Genomic DNA, 19474 nt, shown 5'->3' with positions numbered 1-19474 from the left:
GACGAGCGCCGCTGTACAGCACGAGGAACAAGGGATGTTCGCGCCGGCCAATGAAACCCACTTTGCCCTGACCATCGAAGGGCTTTCCGCCGACTTTCAGGTGTTTACCCTCACCGGCCGGGAAGCCATCAGCCAGCCTTTTGTCTTTGAGGTGGAGCTGGTCAGTGAGCAGCCGTCGCTGGACCTCGAAACCCTGCTGCACAAACCGGCCTTCCTGCAGCTGTCGCCTGACGGCAGCGGCATCCATGGCCAGATCTACCGCGCCGCGCAAGGTGACTCGGGCAAACGCCTGACCCGTTATTCGGTGACGCTGCGTCCGCAACTGGCTTATCTCGCGCACCGCATCAACCAGCGCATCTTCCAGAACCTCAGCGTGCCGAAAATCATCGGCATGGTGCTGGAAGAGCACGGCATTCAAGGCAACGCCTACGAATTCAAGACCGGCTCGATCTATCCTGAACGCATCTACTGCGTGCAATACGACGAGTCGGATCTGCATTTCATCCAGCGCCTGTGCGAAGAAGAAGGCATTCACTTCCACTTCCAGCACAGCGCCAACGCGCACAAGCTCGTTTTCGGCGATGACCAGACGGTGTTTCCAAAACTCGCCCCCGTGCCCTATCAGCAAGACTCCGGCATGGTCGCCAGCAACCCGGTGATCAAGCGTTTCGACCTGCGCCTGGAAACCCGCACCAGCCGCACCACCCGCCGCGACTACGACTTCGAAAAACCGCGCCTGACCCTGGAAAGCGAAAACCGTGGCGACGCCCTGCCCGACCTCGAAGACTACGATTACCCGGGCCGCTTCATCGACCGCGAGCGCGGCAAACATTTGGCCAAACGCGCCCTCGAACGTCATCGCAGCGACTTCCAATTGGCCGAAGGCAAGAGTGATCAGCCACTGCTGGTCAGCGGCCATTTCCTCGCCCTGACCGAACACCCGAAAGCCAAGTGGAACGACCTGTGGCTGCTCACCGAAGTCCTGCATGAAGGCAAACAGCCGCAAGTCCTCGAAGAGTCGGTGACCAGCGACACCACGGCGCTGAAAGACGATTTCCACCAGGGCTACCGCAACCACTTCCAGGCCACGCCGTGGGACGTGCCCAATCGCCCGCCGCTACGCCATCCGAAACCACGCATCCTCGGCAGCCAGAGCGCCGTGGTCACTGGCCCGAAAGGTGAAGAAATCCACTGCGACGAGTACGGCCGGGTCAAAGTCCAGTTTCACTGGGACCGCGAAGGTCAGGCCGACGACAAGACCAGCTGCTGGCTGCGCGTCTCCAGCGCCTGGGCCGGCGCCCAGTACGGCGGCATCGCCATCCCGCGCATCGGCATGGAAGTGCTGGTGACCTTCCTTGAAGGCGACCCCGATCAACCGCTGATCAGCGGCTGCCTGTACCACAAGGAAAACACCGTCCCCTATCCACTGCCGGCGAACAAGACCCGCAGTACTTTCAAGACCCTGAGCTCAATGGGTGGCGGCGGCTATAACGAACTGCGCATCGAAGACAAAAAAGGTCAGGAACAGATTTACCTGCACGCCCAGCGCGACTGGGACGAGAACATCGAGCACGACCAGAAAATCCGCGTCGGCAACGAACGCCACGACACCGTCGAACAGAACAGCTACAGCGAATTCAAGGCCGAAGAACACCACACCGTCTACGCCGACCGCAAAGTCGAAACCCGCGCCAACGACCACCTCACCGTCGGCGTGAATCAGCACATCAAGATCGGCACCGGCCAGTTCATCGACGCCGGCCAGGAAATCCACCTGAGCAGCGGCATGAAAGTGGTGATGGAGGCTGGTGCAGAGCTGACCCTGGTCGGCGGCGGCAGCTTTATCAAGATTGATGCTGGTGGCGTGACCATGAGCGGGCCGGTGATCAACATGAATTCTGGTGGTAGTCCGGGCAGTGGGACTGGTGCTGCGCCGTTGATGCCCGGCGTGCTGAAACAGGCGGATGCCGACAAGGCTGGCCAAGTCCTGACCCCGGCGCAGATCAACACCCTAAAACGTAACGCGCCGTTCTGTGAAGAATGCGAAAAATGCAAGGCAGGTGCCTGTGCCATCTGAACCAATCACCCCCAAGGACTGGCTGGCGCAACAGCCGCTGCAAAGCGGCGAGCGCTTGTACCTGATCATCAGCGCGGCCAGCGATGCCGACGCCCTGAAAACCCTGTACCTCACCGAACCCACCGCCCAACTCATCCCGATCTGGGGCGGCACGCCCTACTCCACCTGGCAACCGGTGATGCCCTACCTCACCGAACTCAAAGCCAACTCCGCCTTCCTGCCATGGATCGCCGAAACCGACGCCCTCGACTGGGGCTGGCTGGCGGTGTCGCGTTCAGAACCGAACGAAGTGTTCGAACACCTGCGCAGCCTGACGCAGGTGAAAATGCCGGATGGCACCGAGGTGTTTTTCCGGTTTTGGGATGGGCGGCATATTTATCCGATTCTGCGGGGGCTTGGGGAAAAGGCTGGAGAGGTGCTGCCGGTGTTTGAGCGGTATCTGATCAATGGGCAGGCGCTGGAAGTGGGCACGCGGGTGGTGCCGAAGGTCAAGGACTGGCCGTGGTGGGAGGTGCCGAAGGGGTTGTTGGAAGGGTTGAGCAAGGACAATCCGGCGACGCTGGTCAGCAACCTGATGCAGTGGCTGGAAGAAGACCGCCCGGACCTCTACACCGCATGGCCCGAGAACAATCTGAAGCTGAAAATCACCCGCTTCGTGCGCCGCCCGGATGCGCCGCAAAATCTTAAAGAAGCATTGATAAACCACCTGATTCTGGAGCAAGGCTGATGGATCGCGTTGCCTTTGTTGACAACCAACTGAACACCTTCAAGGACAGTCTGAAGCTGTATCAGGAACAAACCAAAACCTGGTATGCACAGGCCCTCGACAAGGGTAGCCGTGCCGCTGACATGCCGTCTTTGCTGGGTATGGAGCGTGTCATCAAGGTGGGCAACACCAGTAAAGCGGTGAGCATGACCGACGGTAACTTCACCTCGAACGTGGCTCAATGTCCGCTCAAGGGTCCGTTGCTGATCGAGAGCAAATTCGAATCGGTTTACGACATTCCCGTCGGCGATATCGAAGTCGAAATCGTGGCCGTGGACGGTGGTGCTGTCAGCAAGGTCAAACTCGACGCCCAAGGCAAAGCCGCATGGACCGGCGGTGTGCCCGGCAAGTTCTACACGATTCGCGTCCATAACGAAGTGACCCCGGCGCAGATCGACGCCCTCTTCAGTTCTTACAGCGGCGTGACTGCGGACCTTGAAGGTTTCCTGCGCAAGGAATGGGCCGGCTTCAAACCGCAATGGTCGAATCTTTCGACCTCCGGCACAGCCATGGCCATCGGCAACGGCATTCTTGAAGGTGGCTGGGAAGCGATCAAGGGCGTATGGGACGGCATCAGTCTCGTGCTCGACATCCTTCAGGACCCAGGAAAGTTTGCGAAGGATCTCGGCGCTGGCGCAGACGAGCTGATCAAAGTCGCCAAGAGCTCGCCGGACATCATGAAAAAGGCCATGTTGCTGGCCAGCGACGAGGCGGCTTTGTTTTTGCTGGTGCGCAGTGCGGTGATCTGGCTCGCGGGCTTGCCGCCGATGAAGATGGCGGGCGACGTAGCGAAGATGACCACGGCCATTGTCGTAGGCATTGCGATCGACATCGTGATCGGCGTGGTATTGACCATCGCGGCCGAAGGTACCGGCGTAATCTACCTTGCGGCCCGACTGAAGAAGTACGGAGAGCTTGTCATCAAGGCTGTGATCGGCTTCGTGAAGTCGGTGTTCAAGATCATCAACGGTTTTATGGAGTATGTCGCCAAGTACACCGCTGTGGCGGCCCGAGGGATAACGGCAAAGGTCAGAAACGGGATTTCCGAGTTGCGTTTTGATGGGAAGCGTGTGACCACCGTCGAAACCCCGAAAACCCGGCACGATGCCCCTGCACAATCCAAGACCCCAGATGAAAAAAGCGCAACTTGCGCAAAGAACACTTGCACTAACGGCTGCCCGGTCTCCATGGTCACTGGCGAAGAGCTACTGACGCTGACCGATGGAGAGCTCGGAGGGGCTGTACCATTTAGCTGGACTCGTCTCTATAGAACCAGCGCAGCGGAAATCGATTGTGGGCTGGGTTTTGGCTGGAGCCACGCGCTAGCACAGCGGTTAGAAATCAACGTCGATGAAGTGGTATGGACCGATCATGAAAACCGGGTGATCACCTTCCCACTTCCAAGCATCCAACGCCCGGCGATAACCAATAGCCTCTCGGAAGCAGCCATCTTCATCGGGGACGATCCATCAGAACTTATTCTCACTCAGGCTGGTGAGCATGCTCAGTTCTATCACTTCCGCTACGATCGCAAAGGCGCAACACTGATAGCCATCAGTGACAAATACGACAACCGCCTTCATGTCACGCGCGATATTCACAGTCGGATCAAACGTATCGACAATGGTGCCGGTCGTGCCTTGCTGTTGCGCTACGATCGCACGCATATTGTGGCGGTCGACTATCAACAGTTCACACCAGCAGACAATCTGGAAGACGGATGGACCACTGTCCAGACGATAATCAGTTATGCCTACGACTCGCAACACCGCTTGATTGAAGCGAAAAACGCCGCTGGAGAAGCCGAGCGTTACGCCTATAACGATCAAAACGTCATTCTCGAGCGCCGTCTAGCCGGAGGTGCCAGCTTCTACTGGGAATGGGAAAGAGAGGGCAAATCTGCACGCTGTATTCATCACTGGGCGAACTTCTCGCAGATGGATACTCGCTACGTTTGGGATGATAAGGGAAGTGTCACTGTCACGAACGCAGACGGTAGCGAAGAGATATACACCCACGACGACCAAGCCCGACTGGTTGCTCAAATTGATCCGGACGGAGCCGAAAATCTCAAGGCATATGACGAAAAGGGACGCCTGATCGCAGAGCAAAATCCGCTCGGAGCTATCACCGAATACCGATACAGCGAATCAGGGCACCTGGTCGCAGTCATACCTCCAGAAGACGAACCAACCGGCTACGAGTACAGCCGTGGGTTCGTAAGTAAGGTTGTTCGCGGTAAAGCAGTCTGGAAATATCAGCGCAACAATCAAGGCGATATCACCCAACAGACAGATCCAGAAGGCAACACCACCTACTACAGCTATGACCGTCGGGGCCGCCTGCAGGAAATCGGCCTGCCCGATGGCAGCCGGCACCAGTTGGGCTGGAATAGTCTCGGCCAGCTTCTGGAAGAGCGCCTGCCCGATGGTAGTCAGCGCAAATACCGTTACGACGCACTCGGCCGGCAGATCACACGTCAGGACGAAAACGGTGCCATCACGCACTTCCAATGGGATGCCGCGAATCGCCTGGCACAAATTACTTTGCCCGGTGGAGCAACACGGGCATTTACATACAACGCATACGGTCGAGTCACCGCCGAACGCGACGAGCTCGGCCGTATCACCCGCTACGAATACGCTGACAACCTGCACCTCGTCAGCCGCCGCATCAATCCCGACGGCAGCCAACTGCGCTATCGCTACGACAACTCGCGCCTGCTGCTCACTGAAATTGAAAACGAGCGCGGCGAGCATTACCACCTCGATTACTACGCCAACGGCCTGATCCAACAGGAAACAGGCTTCGATGGTCGTCGGACTGCCTACGAGTACGACCTGAACGGCCAACTACTGAAGAAAACCGAGTTCGGTGACGACGGTAGTGAACTGGTGACCGAATACCAGCGTGATGCCGCAGGCCGCTTGCTGGTCAAGACGCTGCCCGATGGTGACGAGATTCATTACAGCTACGATGCGCTCGGTCGCCTTGTCAATGTCGATGACGGTCATTGGCCGCTCGCCTATAAATACGATTTGCAAGACCGACTCATCGAAGAACACCAGGGCTGGGGCACTCTGCGCTACGAATACGACAGCGTCGGCCAGCTCAAGCACTGCCGCTTGCCCGATGGCAGCAAACTCGATTACCGCCACCAGCCTGGCGGGCAACTCAGCAGCATCGACCTCAACGGCTCGCGCCTGACCAGCCACCAGTTCAGTGCCGGCCGCGAACAACAGCGCCAACAAGGCTTGCTGCTCAGCCAGTACCAATACGACGAACAGGGCCGTCTGCAAGCGCACAGCGTTAGCCAACGGGACAAGCACCTGTTCCAGCGTCGCTACAACTACGACGCCAACGGCAACCTCGCCGGAATCGACGACAGCCGCAAAGGCAACCGCAGCTATCACTACGACCCGCTGGATCGCCTGATCAGCGTGCGCGGCGCCATACCAGAGAGCTTCGCCCATGACCCGGCAGGCAACCTCCTCGGACAAAATGACCTGCCCGTTGCGAATCTCGCCAACGTCAAAGGCAATCGCCTGCTCATGCAAGGCGACCGCCACTACGATTACGACGCCTATGGCAACCTGACCCGTGAAAGTCGCGGCACCGGACAAAAACTCGTCACCGAATACCGCTACGATTGCCAACACCGCTTAATCGGCGTCAGCCTGCCGGGAGGCAGCACCGCATCTTACAAATACGACGCCTTCGGCCGCCGCATCGAGAAAACCGTCGACGGCCATACCACTGAATTCCTCTGGCAAGGCGAACGATTGATCGCCGAAAGCGCAGAAAATCGTTATCGCAGCTACATCTACGAACCGGGCAGCTTCCGCCCATTGGCAATGCTCGACGGCGAAGGCCCGCTAAAAGCGGCCCCGTTCTATTACCAACTCGACCACCTCGGCACACCGCAGGAACTCACCGACTACAGCGGCGAAATCATGTGGTCGGCAAAATACCGCGCCTACGGCAACCTCGCTGCGCTGGACATCAGCGAGATCGATAATCCGCTGCGTTTTCAAGGGCAGTATTTCGACGCCGAGACAGGGTTACATTACAACCGCCACCGCTATTACAATCCTGGGACTGGACGGTTTTTGACCCCGGATCCGATCAAGCTTGCGGGTGGGTTGAATAGCTACCAGTACGTGCCTAACCCTACGGGGTGGGTGGATCCCCTAGGGTTGAATACTTGTCCAGGCGGAGATAAATGCGTTCCGGGGCAAAGCGCTGAAATACCTGAAGGAAAAGCCAGGGTAAGCGATGGAGCCCCGCCTCCTCCCGACGTTCAATGGACAAATCATGGCAATAAACATGTGGCGCCTAAGGCTCCTTGGCCATCTGTTGTAAAATCGACCGCTAATGGAGGTGCAGCTAAATATCTACCCGGCACGGACATTGAAGCGTTAGAGCGGCACGCGTTTGCAAATGGTCAAGATGTTAACAACGGAAAACCATGGAAAGTAATTGACATGGGAAAAACCATAGGCGCCAATGACGGAAAAGAAACTCAGTACATGAGAGTGGAGTTAAGTGCAAACACAATACATGGACATCCAATATCAGAAGAATCGTTTAGAAAACTAACGAAAAAGAAGAAATGATTTATGAATCTTGAAAACATAAAAAAACTTGGTGGCAAGATAACTTTTGACGAAATATCCAGCCTAGTCGGATCGGATATTTCGCTCATTACAGATGAATTAAGGGAGGATCTTTTGCAAGCGCTACTCCCGCACGAGCAAACAATAGACATTGGTTGGTATCCCGAATTCAGTGAACACGGCGCCTTCAGAATCTCATTAATAGCAAATCAAAATTGGGCATCGCCTATATACACCGAAACGGCCAAAACCTGGGCCGATCTTGAAAAAGCGTTAGACCATACATTGAATAAAGTAAAAATTTAATGGATCGACGAGCTCGCGTTGACTAGCCAGCGTCGACGACGGTCGTTAGCCTTTCGCCTATAAATATGACTTGCAGACCAACTCATCGAGGAACACCAAGTCTGGGGCTCCTTGCGCTACGAATACGACAGCGTCGGCCAACTTAGCCACTGCCGTCTGCCGGATGGCTGCACGCTCGATTACCGTCATTTGTCCGGTGGACGCCTGAGCAGCATCGACCTCAATGGCTCACGCCTGACCAGCCACCAGTTCAACGCCGGTCGCGAACAACAGCGCCAGCAAGGTCTGTTACTCAGCCAATACCAATACGATGAACAGGGCCGCCTGCAAGCGCACAGCGTGAGCCAGCGGGACAAACACCTGTTCCAGCGCCGCTACCAATACGACGCCAATGGCAACCTCGCCGGCATCGACGACAGCCGCAAAGTCAATCGCAGCTATCACTACGACCCGCTGGATCGCCTGATCAGCGTCCGCGGCGCCATGCCTGAGAGATTCGCCCATGACCCGGCAGGCAACCTCCTCGGACAAAATGAACTGCCCGCAGCCAACCTTGCCAACGTCAAAGGCAATCGCCTGCTGATGCAAGGCGACCGCCACTACGATTATGACGCCCACGGAAATCTGATCCGCGAAAGTCGCGGCACCGGCCAGAAGCTCGTCACTGAGTACCGCTACGACTGCCAACACCGCCTGATCGGGGTCAGCCTGCCGGGAGGCAGCACCGCATCTTACAAATACGACGCCTTCGGCCGCCGCATCGAGAAAACCGTCGACGGCCATACCACTGAATTCCTCTGGCAAGGCGAACGATTGATCGCCGAAAGCGCAGAAAATCGTTATCGCAGCTACATCTACGAACCGGGCAGCTTCCGCCCATTGGCAATGCTCGACGGCGAAGGCCCGCTAAAAGCGGCCCCGTTCTATTACCAACTCGACCACCTCGGCACACCGCAGGAACTCACCGACTACAGCGGCGAAACCATGTGGTCGGCAAAATACCGCGCCTACGGCAACCTCGCTGCGCTGGACGTCAGCGAGATCGATAATCCGCTGCGTTTTCAAGGGCAGTATTTCGACGCCGAGACAGGGTTACATTACAACCGCCACCGCTACTACAATCCGGGGACTGGACGGTTTTTGACGCCGGATCCGATCAAGCTTGCGGGTGGGTTGAATAGCTACCAGTACGTGCCTAACCCTACGGGGTGGGTGGATCCTTTGGGATTGAGCGGATGCCCCGGAGGCAAAGATGGCTCCTCCGGCTCAAGCACCGAAAACCCTGCAAGTAAAGCAGTTGTAAAGGAAGGATCGCCCCCTCCTCCTGAACCACCAAAACATGACAAATGGAGTCGTGAACCTAAAAGCATTCAGGATCAGATGACATTGCAGGCGGCGAAAGAAGGACACGGGGTCAGGATCATTGAGGGCTTAAATGATCCAAACTTCAAAGGAATGGACAAATGGGAGCTTAAAGTAAAATCCAAAAACGGTAACGACTCGGTGGTGCACTATGTTCGTGATCCGTAGACTGGCAAATTAATGGACTTTAAATTCAAAAAGCATAGCACCGACGATATAAAACCGTGGGGAAACGACCCATCCGTACCACCCGGGGATTCTGAAAAAAAATGAAAGTTAAATGTAAAACAAACAAAATAGACCAAAGCTTCACGCAGGATACTTCAATAAGGCTTAAGCGCTATATCTCGATCGGCGACAGTGAGCTAGACATCGAAGTCGGAAAAGAATATACCGTATACGGCGTTGAATTTTGGGACAACTGCCCATGGGTTTATATATGCCCAGAGCCTTATGACGAATACCCTAAACCATTCGCATTGGACTTTTTTGAAGTCACCGAAAAAAAAATGTCGTCTCACTGGGTTCTTAACTCACAGTGCACGCACAACAAAAAAGTCAAGACCCAGCTCGTATTTTGCGAGTGGGCTGACGATGAGAGCTTCTATGAAAGGTTGATTAACGAAGACGAAGAATGCGTTAATACATTCGACAGCTATAGGAAAATGATGAACGCCGAATAGAAAACAACCAAGGACCAAAATCGCTACTGTTATTTTCAACGTACAAAACCACCATCCTTGATGGTTAGTATAAATGCAAATGGGGACAGATTTACTTCCTACTGAAATAAATCTGTCCCCATTTGTCCCTAGTGATAAAAACATTGCGACACGTAGAGCTGCGTTTAGAGAGGCTAAGCGCGACGCCAAATTCCCTAACACAGCTGTTCTAATTAGGGTGAAACGTGTTTCGCTTACGAAAGAAGCTGAAAATGGTAGGGGTACGGAGTTTGTTCGAGACGCGGAAGGTAATATGGTGATGATTAAAGAGTATCGCTACAAAAATATTGATAAAGAACGCGTTGTCATTCAGGAACATTCGTACGGACATTAGGACTATCCAGCCTCCCATGCTTCTCATAAATACACACCTTAATATTAGAGAATACGACTCTGTATCAGGCAATGCTCATCGAAACAGAACACTCCACTTATGAAGTGTGGCACGCCATTACGTATTTGAGCAATAAAGAAAATGCTGACAAATTCAACTTCAAAAAAAAGAATGAACATCGATCATTGGAGAGTTTTATTCCCCAGAGCATTCGTTCACTAGCTACGCACTATTAGACGAAAACTCGTCACAATTAAAACTACATAGTAGGGTAAAAGAAAAAACAGCACCTGCGAAATGGTTGAAAAATACTACAACGAATATGAATTTGATCTTTACATAGAATTTATCGAATCACTCAAAATAGAAAACTTCAACTTCGCCAGACCTACAATTCTATCGATCATGAATGAGAACCAGATGCTTGCCGTAAAAATTGAAATCAATAACTCATGCATTGTCACATGTAGCGCAAGAAACATTACTACTTCCAACTTAAAAGCTTATTACAACGACGGATCCGTTTGAGCATATCCGAGACTTTAAAACAGAAGAGTCGAAAATCTACTATTGATCTAGTACATTCATATGGATCTGCTCTCTTCACCACGACCTGACGTGGCCGGTTCTTAGCCAGAGTCGGGCCCGGTTTCCCTGGAACGATCGCAAGCACATCATCGCCGTCGACTATCAACAGTTCCTGCCAGCGGACAATCTTGAGGCCGCATGGAACACAGTGCAGACGCTGGTCACTTACAGCTACGACACGCAGCATCGCCTGATCGAGGCGAAGAATGCCGCAGACGAAGCCGAACGCTATCGCTACAACGACCAGCACGTCATTCTCGAGCGGCAATTGGCAGGCGGCGCGGCGTTCTATTGGGAGTGGGAAAACGAAGGCAAACTGTCTCGCTGCACTCGTCACTGGGCCAACTTTTCGCAGATGGAAGCGCAGTACGTCTGGGACGACAAAGGCAGCGTCACCGTAACCAACGCCGATGGCAGCGAAGAACGAATACGACAGCGTCGGCCAGCTCAAGCACTGCCGCTTGCCCGATGGCAGCAAACTCGATTATCGTCACCAGCCTGGCGGGCAACTCAGCAGCATCGACCTCAACGGCTCACGCCTGACCAGCCATCAGTTCAACGCCGGTCGCGAACAACAGCGCCAACAAGGCTTGCTGCTCAGCCAGTACCAATACGACGAACAGGGCCGACTTCAAGCACACAGCGTCAGCCAGCGGGACATACACCTGTTCCAGCGCCGCTACCAATACGACGCCAATGGCAACCTCGCCGGCATCGACGACAGCCGCAAAGACAACCGCAGCTATCACTACGATCCACTGGATCGCCTGGATCGCCTGGATCGCCTGGATCGCCTGGATCAGCGTACGCGGCGCCATACCAGAGAGCTTCGCCCATGACCCGGCAGGCAACCTCCTCGGCCAGAATGACCTGCCCGCAGCCAACCTCGCCAATGTCAAAGGCAATCGCCTGCTGATGCAAGGCGACCGCCACTACGACTCCGACACTTACGGCAACCTGATCCGAGAGCGTCGCGGCACCGGCCAAAAGCTCGTCACCGAATACCGCTACGACTGCCAGCATCGCCTGATCGGCGTCAGCCTGCCGGGTGGCAGCACCGCATCCTACAAATACGACGCCTTCGGCCGCCGCATCGAGAAAACCGTCGACGGCCATACCACTGAATTCCTCTGGCAAGGCGAACGCCTGATCGCCGAAAGCGCACAAAATCGTTATCGCAGCTACATCTACGAACCGGGCACCTTCCGCCCGTTGGCAATGCTCGACGGCGAAAGCCCGCTAAAAGCGGCCCCGTTTTACTACCAACTCGACCACCTCGGCACGCCGCAGGAACTGACCGACTACAGCGGCGAAATCATGTGGTCGGCGAAGTATCGCGCGTACGGCAACCTCGCAGCGCTGGATGTCAGCGAAATCGATAACCCGTTGCGCTTCCAGGGTCAGTATTTCGACGCCGAGACAGGGTTACATTACAACCGCCACCGCTACTACAATCCGGGAACTGGACGGTTCTTGACGCCGGATCCGATCAAGCTTGCAGGTGGGTTGAATAGCTACCAATACGTGCCTAACCCTACGGGGTGGGTGGATCCGTTGGGGCTGAACAGCACTAATTGCCCGAAAAAGATTGATACAAGCGAGTACCAAACGCGTAAAGATCTACGAACAGATATTTATGATGCGAAACGTCCAGAAGGTAGGCATGCGACAAAGCACACAAATGCACAATCGGCAGAACAAGCGAAATCGCTAAGTCTAGGCCAAGGCACCAGAGACGGAAAACCTGAGGCCTCCTATCTTCCCGATATCGCTAATAATGTGAGCGGATTTGAGAAACAAGCAGCGTACTCAGCAGTGCGCGATGGAAATGTGTTTGATCACGGCGGCTCAAGATATATGTTCTATAGATCAGAAACTCCAGTCGGCTACAACAATGGAGAACTGACAAACTGGGTCAGGATAGAGCTATCCAAAGCCGGCGAGCCTGTCATCCATAGTTTTCCAGCCGCCCCTGAACAGGTAAAAAAATATATGGGCAATGTGAAATGAGACCAAAACTAGAGCACAAGCTTCACCCTATACGCGTGCCAAGCGGTTGGACGATAACAATCAACAACCTATTTGAAGTTGAGCTTACACCTGATACAAGTGAATGGTTCTCCAGCTCCGTTTTGATTGGTGGAGTCCGCCGAAGCACTGGGCACTGTTTTGATTCTAGAGTGGAGCCGGAAGGTGATCCCGAAGGGTATTTTGTAATTGACTTTCTAACAATTGAATATGACCACAAAGGGAAACCGATAAAAAACTCAGAAATTTTCCTTGGAGAATTCAGAACCAAGAGCAAACTTGAATTTATCGAGAAAATCGAATCCTTTATGTTGGAAGTGTAAAAAATTTAGAAAATGGAGGCAGATTTATTTTTTAAGCACTGAAATAATTCTGTCCCCATTTGTCGTCCCAGTAAACAATGCCGATGGCAGCGAAGAAGTCTACACCCACGATGACAAGGCTCGACTCGTTGCCAAGGTCGATCCGGATGGATCCCTCCTGAGGGTGTTCCGGCGCGTTACAACTACTTCAACGGTCAACTTATTGATGTCCAGCGCGGCAAGGCCCGCTGGAAATACGAACGCAACCGTCAGGGCGATATCACCCAACAAACCGATCCTGACGGCAACGAGACCTTCTACAGCTATGACCGTCAGGGACGCTTGCTGGAGATCCGTCACTCCGACGGCAGTCGTCATCAACTGGGCTGGAACAACCTCGGCCAGTTGTTGGAAAAACGCCTGCCGGACGGCGGTCAACGAAAATACCGCTACGATGCCCTCGGCCGGCAAATCACTCGCCAGGACGAATTCGGAGCGATCACCCAATACCAATGGGATGCCGTCGACCGCCTCACTCAGGTCACCCTGCCCGGCGGCGCCACACGTGCGTTTACCTACAACCCGTATGGCCGCGTCACCGCCGAACGCGACGAGCTCGGGCGGATCACCCGCTACGAATACGCCGACAACCTGCACCTCGTCAGCCGCGGGATCAATCCCGACGGCAGCCAACTGCGCTACCGCTACGACAACTCGCAACTCAACCTCACCGAGATCGAAAACGAGCGCGGCGAACGCTATCAACTCGATTATTACTCGAACGGCCTGATCCAGCAGGAAACCGGTTTCGATGGTCGACGCACCGCGTACGAGTACGACCTCAACGGCCAACTGCTGAAGAAAACCGAGTTCGGTGACGACGGTAGTGAACTGGTTACCGAATACCAGCGCGATGCCGCAGGCCGTTTGCTGGTCAAGACGCTGCCCGATGGCGAAGAGATTCATTACAGCTACGACGCACTCGGTCGCCTGGTAAACGTCGACGACGGCCATTGGCCGCTCGCTTATGAATACGACGTGCAAGATCGCTTGATCATCGAACATCAGGGCTGGGGCACCACGCGTTACGCTTACGACAAAGTCGGTCAGCTCAGCCACTGCCGTCTGCCCGATGGCTGCACGCTCGATTACCGTCATTTGTCCGGTGGACGGCTGAGCAGCATCGACCTCAACGGCTCTCGCCTGACCAGCCACCAGTTCAACGCCGGTCGCGAGCAACAACGCCAACAAGGCTTGCTGCTTAGCCAATACCAATACGATGAACAGGGCCGACTACAGGCCCACAGCGTCAGCCAACGGGACAAGCACCTGTTCCAGCGTCGCTACAACTACGATGCCAACGGCAACCTCGCCGGTATTAACGACAGCCGCAAAGGCAACCGCAGCTATCACTACGATCCACTCGACCGATTGATCAGCGTACGCGGCGCCATGCCAGAGAGCTTCGCTCACGACCCGGCGGGCAACCTCCTCGGACAAAATGACCTGCCCGTTGCGAACCTCGCAAACGTCAAAGGCAACCGCTTGCTGATGCAAGGCGACCGCCATTACGATTACGACGCCTACGGCAACTTGATCCGCGAGCGTCGCGGAACCGGCCAAAAGCTCGTCACCGAATACCGCTACGACTGCCAACACCGCCTGATCGGCGTCAGCCTGCCGGGTGGCAGCACCGCAAGCTACAAATACGACACCTTCGGCCGCCGCATCGAGAAAACCGTCGACGGCCACACCACTGAATTCCTCTGGCAAGGCGAACGTCTGATCGCCGAAAGCGCCGAAAACCGTTACCGCAGCTACATCTACGAACCGGGCACCTTCCGCCCGTTGGCAATGCTCGAAGGCGAAGGCCCGCTAAAAGCGGCCCCGTTCTACTATCAACTCGACCACCTCGGCACACCGCAGGAACTCACCGACTACAGCGGCGAGATCATGTGGTCAGCGAAGTACCAGGCCTACGGCAACCTCGCGGCGCTGGATGTGAGCGAAATCGATAATCCGCTGCGTTTTCAGGGTCAGTATTTCGACGTCGAGACAGGGTTACATTACAACCGCCACCGCTACTACAATCCGAGCACTGGGCGGTTCTTGACGCCGGACCCGATCAAGCTTGCGGGTGGGTTGAACAGCTACCAGTACGTGCCTAACCCTACGGGGTGGGTGGATCCTTTGGGGTTGAGTAGCGAATGTCCACAGAAGAAAGCTAAATCTAAGGGCGATATCGGTAACCCTTCCGAAAAAGCCAAGGTCAACGAAGGCGAACCAGCGGCACCTTCCCCCGTCCCTCGCGGAGAAAGTACTACTCGTGTCCGGCACTACACCAACAGAAAAGGCTCTACTGGTATCGAAAGCGATGGTGTAATCCAAGCTCAGGATAACAATCGTGTTTACGTCGAACCCGCCAACAAGAAGCCGCTGAGCCAGCTTGATGCTGAAGAAAAATACCAAATTGGCAGAGGCCGCGGCCGGGATTACATTGAGACAGACGTACCTGACTCGCAGCTCGAATGGGTTAAAAACCCTAGGTATGGAACTATGGAGCTGACCATTAAAGGAAACTTGAAATTAGAGAACCCAACTTTTACTCGGAGAAAATAATGTTAGAAAAAAACAAGAAAATCATACTGACTGGCGAAGATGCTCTGGAAGCACTCGCAAATATTGAATTCATCATGATTTCTCTACATAAAATGGGAAGTTACTATAGCGACAAACCGGTTGAAGAATATCGAAAAGCTACAACCGAGTTCATTGACAATGAAAACGTAACTCAGCGACTAGCAAAAATCAGAACAATTATCAGCAAAAACTTTGACTCAACTCTTGGCGAGGATGACATGGATGACATAGAGCGTCATGTGGAGGGAATTGAATTCTGGAAGCCTTGAATGATTGGCTGTACGAAGAAATCTCCTGGGCCGCCTGATACGCGTGAAAAACACGTCACTGAAACCTTCAAGGCGACTGTCAACTTAAACTCCCCATTAAAGAATAATGAAAAACAGAAAACTTATGCTCAACGCATAATCACCAGATCAAATCTCTGCGACCACTCTCACGGATTAAATATCAAAGGACTGTTATCTTGAAACACTTGAGCCGCACTCTCTCCTTGCTTCTAGTCTTTACCTTCTCCCTAAGCGCAAGCGCGCTGTCACTACGATCCGAACAACGTCCCGACGGCACAACTGTCTTGTTGCTTACAAACGAAGCCAGTCCAGAACGGGCTCACAAGCTCAACCAAGACCCGGCGGTTCGCTCTGCACTCGTTGATTTTTTTGGCTACCAAACCGGAAGTTACACCAATGACAATACGATGATCGTGCAGCAGGTTCTTGAAGCGCTCGAGTCAGAAATGTCGACTTTTGTTGATGGTGTGCCTCCCGGCAGAAAAATGATCACTGCCATGGACGACGGTAACAACGGGTTCGAGCGCGCCGCATTGCTGCTGGACGACAAGGGGCAGTTGCTCGCCGTAGGACTGGTCAATGGCCACTGCACCGTCAAGTCTCGCGAGGAACCATTGACTTGTAACGATGCGCCGGAAACCGTGCTGACTATTTTCCAGCCAGAAGGCGCCGGCAAGTCTGACGCCGATGCTTTGATCCCCTGGAGTAAGCAACTGCCTCCTATGATGGCGCTGTGGGCGGAGAGTGACGATCCAGAACGCCGAGCCGCTGCGCAGAAGATTGCCCACGTTGAGTACATCGTGACTCAGCCGAAACAGGGAGCCTGGACTGCGGCTCAATTACCTTCCGATTTTCCAAAAGCGATGCTGCCGTTGCTTCCGCAGCGAGCTCACTTGATTGGCGCCGGCGCTCACGGTGTCTTTACGACACCGGGTATGGAGGGCACGTCAATTGACGGTGACTGGGACAAAATAGCCGGACGCCCTCAGCATGAATATGAGGTCATTCTCAGGACTTTTACCGAATACGCGGATGTTATCGACTTCTATCAGCAACATGCAAAGGACGCCGAAGTCAGCGGCAACGAGCGCAAAGCGCTCGTTGAAGGCCGCATCAATGGTGCTACCTATAAAGTAGAAATCACCAATAGAAAAGAAGCCGGCACAGTGATCACGTTTTCCGCTTGGCGGCAGGAGGTCTAATTCATCTCTGAAGACAGAGCGATCATGTGGTCGCTTTGTCTTCTGAGCAAAAGGGACTGAGTAAAAGAGGACAGATTTCTTTCTTCAAACTGAATATAAATCTGTCCCCTTTTCTTACTCGCAATCAAAAGCAAAAAAAACATGAAATTTGAAAAAATAATACGTCTCGGCGGAAAAGTAATTTTCGACGAACTATCCAACCTAATCGATTACGACATAGCACTCATCTCAGAGAACCTGAAAGAGGATCTCTTACAGGCAGCATTCTCAAACGAACAAATATTAGACATCGGATGGTATCCAGAATTTGACAAAAATGGTGCCTTTAGAATTTCATTAATTGCAAATCGAAATTGGGAATCTCCGATATACACCGACACCGCCAAAACCTGGAGCGACCTTGGCAAAATCTTAGATCACACGCTGCATAAAGTTAAACAAATCTGATGCAGGCTTCACATATTAGGAGTATATGGGGAAAGCAGTGGACCTGACATTGGCTAAGCCATAGGGTGTAGCGGCGCTGCCAATCGATGACAAAATTTGTTAGAGCAACCCACTACGCTAAAGCAGTGCGCAGTCGCTGCCTAATGCCTAATGCCTATGCCTATGCCTATGCCTATGCCTATGCCTATGCCTATGCCTATGCCTATACAATTAATTTGGGAAAAGCCTCAGACCTGTAGTACAAGGGAGTTTTTTTCGGTTAAAAAAATCTCGACAACCAAACTTATAACAGCGAAAGCAAAACCATGATATTTAAGTGCTCGGGCAACGCAGTCAATCCAAGTACCGTATCTTATAGAAGCTTGGGATTCGGAGAGGCGGTTACGATCAAGACTCAGCCCTACATACTGCAAATCAAACCCGGCGACTTTCCAAGAGAGTTTAAAATCATTGCAGACACGTTTATTTCGGAATGCAGGATTGATGATACCGAGCAAGGCTGTGTGGACATCCCAGAGCTTGCGACAGTTGATTACCCGACTTTTAACGAACTTCTGAACAACCATCCAAATCTAGCAGCAAGTTTGATCGAAGATTATCTTTACTTCGAACTCTTCTATCATCTTTTTCAAAACCCAACCAACCTACAGCTGGTTATCAACAATATCAACAGCGTATATACAGAAAAAGATTCAATAATAATCACGGGAGACACATACCCATTCAAATACTTCTAGCAGAAGGAAACTTGCTCGACGGCAGGCCCGCCGACTCAGACCTCAATGGTCGACTGTTAAATAACACTGATCTGGCGACGACGTCAGTGCGCTAATCACCGATTGCTAGTGATCTATTTGCCAGCTCTATTACCCGGTCAGTGCCAAAAGTATGTACAGAGCCAGCGGCATGCGCAGTGTCCGCTATCGGGACAAAGATCGATTCAACGCCGTTACGGAAACTACTGAAACGCAGGAAGTCTAGCTAACGTAAAAGGGCAACCGCCTGCTGATGCAAGGCGATCGCCACTACGATTACACGCTATCCGCCCCCACCAACCGCACCTGCCTCTCCAACTCCACCTTCAACCCCGGCTCCAGCTTCAACTGCCGTGCCAGTTCATCCAGATAACTCTTCTCCATAAAATTCTCCTCATCCACCAGCATCACACTGGCGATGTACATCTCCGCCGCCATTTCCGGCGTGCTTGCCGCGCGGGCGACGTCGGTGGGGTCGAGTGGTTTGTTGAGTTCGGCGTGGAGCCAGTGTTGCAGCTCCTGGTCGTTGTCGAGTTTGGTGAATTCGCCTTCGATCAGTTCGCGCTCGCGCTCGTCGATGTGGCCGTCGGCTTTGGCGGCGGCGACCAGGGCTTTGAGGATCGCCTGACTGTGTTCTTCGACTTGCGCGGGTGGCAGGCGGTCGAGCGTTTGTGGTTCGCGTTGTGGTGCGCTGCCTTTCTGAGCGTTGTAGTTGCCGTAGGCCTTGTAGGCCAGCACGCCCAGCGCGGCGAGGCCGCCGTAGATGGCGACTTTGCCGCCGACCTTGCGGACCTTTTTATTGCCGAGCAGCAGGCCCATCGCGCCCGCGGCCAATGCGCCGCCGCCCGCGCCGGACAGCAGGCCGCCGAGGCCGCTGGAGCCAGACGAGCCACCGAGCAAACCGCCCAGTCCGCTGGCAGCCGACTTGTTGGAAGCGCCACCAGTCTTGTTCTGCAGCATTTCCTGCCCGGACTTGAGCAGTTGATCGAGCAATCCACGGGTGTTCATGTTCCGTCTCCAAACAAGGGTTATCCGGATC

General features: G+C 53.9%; 12 protein-coding genes and 3 pseudogenes. 14 read left to right on the top strand and 1 reads right to left on the bottom strand.

The window, feature by feature from the left end; translation table 11 throughout:
* Positions 1-34: 34 nt before the first annotated feature.
* The 14 genes and pseudogenes from tssI to FEE99_RS09715 all read left to right on the top strand — a co-directional run bounded on the left by tssI (position 35) and on the right by FEE99_RS09715 (position 18417).
* A complete protein-coding gene (gene tssI, locus FEE99_RS09780) occupies positions 35-2077 on the top strand; it encodes a type VI secretion system Vgr family protein (protein WP_041478172.1) in 2043 nt (680 codons plus the stop codon).
* Positions 2067-2804, top strand: a complete 738-nt coding sequence (locus tag FEE99_RS09775) for a DUF4123 domain-containing protein (RefSeq protein WP_041478173.1) — start codon at positions 2067-2069, stop codon at positions 2802-2804. Before tssI ends, FEE99_RS09775 begins: the two co-directional genes overlap by 11 nt.
* Positions 2804-7459 carry an RHS repeat-associated core domain-containing protein gene (locus FEE99_RS09770; protein ID WP_041478174.1) on the top strand — a complete coding sequence of 1552 codons (4656 nt, stop codon included), beginning with the start codon at positions 2804-2806 and terminating at the stop codon, positions 7457-7459. The genes FEE99_RS09775 and FEE99_RS09770 overlap by 1 nt, the downstream gene beginning before the upstream one ends.
* 3 nt (positions 7460-7462) lie before the next feature.
* Complete coding sequence (locus tag FEE99_RS09765) at positions 7463-7765, top strand: hypothetical protein (protein ID WP_041478175.1); 303 nt, start codon at positions 7463-7465, stop codon at positions 7763-7765.
* Positions 7766-7787: 22 nt separating this feature from the next.
* Positions 7788-9094, top strand: a pseudogene (locus FEE99_RS09760) (RHS repeat domain-containing protein); the annotation flags it as partial.
* Between the two features lie 302 nt (positions 9095-9396).
* The gene (locus FEE99_RS09755) at positions 9397-9810 is read left to right on the top strand and encodes a hypothetical protein (RefSeq protein WP_041478177.1); all 414 of its coding nucleotides are present in this window, start codon (positions 9397-9399) and stop codon (positions 9808-9810) included.
* A gap of 73 nt (positions 9811-9883) precedes the next feature.
* The gene (locus FEE99_RS09750) at positions 9884-10183 is read left to right on the top strand and encodes a hypothetical protein (protein ID WP_143978892.1); all 300 of its coding nucleotides are present in this window, start codon (positions 9884-9886) and stop codon (positions 10181-10183) included.
* Between the two features lie 661 nt (positions 10184-10844).
* Positions 10845-12352: pseudogene (locus tag FEE99_RS09745) on the top strand (RHS repeat domain-containing protein); the annotation flags it as partial.
* A gap of 425 nt (positions 12353-12777) precedes the next feature.
* On the top strand, positions 12778-13122 hold the full coding sequence (locus tag FEE99_RS09740) for a hypothetical protein (RefSeq protein WP_167351290.1): 345 nt from the start codon (positions 12778-12780) through the stop codon (positions 13120-13122).
* Positions 13123-13186: 64 nt separating this feature from the next.
* Positions 13187-15720, top strand: a pseudogene (locus FEE99_RS09735) (RHS repeat-associated core domain-containing protein); the annotation flags it as partial.
* Positions 15720-16010, top strand: a complete 291-nt coding sequence (locus tag FEE99_RS09730; protein ID WP_041478181.1) for a hypothetical protein — start codon at positions 15720-15722, stop codon at positions 16008-16010. The pseudogene FEE99_RS09735 and the gene FEE99_RS09730, both read left to right, overlap by 1 nt.
* A gap of 197 nt (positions 16011-16207) precedes the next feature.
* Complete coding sequence (locus FEE99_RS09725; RefSeq protein ID WP_041478182.1) at positions 16208-17233, top strand: hypothetical protein; 1026 nt, start codon at positions 16208-16210, stop codon at positions 17231-17233.
* Positions 17234-17374: 141 nt separating this feature from the next.
* Positions 17375-17680 (top strand): hypothetical protein, encoded by a 306-nt coding sequence (locus tag FEE99_RS09720; RefSeq protein WP_052392158.1) that lies wholly within the window; start codon positions 17375-17377, stop codon positions 17678-17680.
* A gap of 305 nt (positions 17681-17985) precedes the next feature.
* Entirely contained in the window at positions 17986-18417 is a 432-nt protein-coding gene (locus FEE99_RS09715) for a hypothetical protein (protein ID WP_041478184.1), read from the top strand.
* Positions 18418-18711: 294 nt separating this feature from the next.
* Here FEE99_RS09715 and FEE99_RS09710 read toward each other — a convergent pair whose 3' ends face one another.
* Positions 18712-19443, bottom strand: a complete 732-nt coding sequence (locus FEE99_RS09710; protein WP_039759087.1) for a tellurite resistance TerB family protein — start codon at positions 19441-19443, stop codon at positions 18712-18714.
* Positions 19444-19474: the final 31 nt, after the last annotated feature.

Origin of the sequence: Pseudomonas sp. ef1 (assembly GCF_007293365.2) — a bacterium.
GTDB lineage: Bacteria > Pseudomonadota > Gammaproteobacteria > Pseudomonadales > Pseudomonadaceae > Aquipseudomonas > Aquipseudomonas siliginis.
Note: the sequence above shows the minus strand (reverse complement) of the source record. Positions and strands in the feature narration are given on the sequence as shown.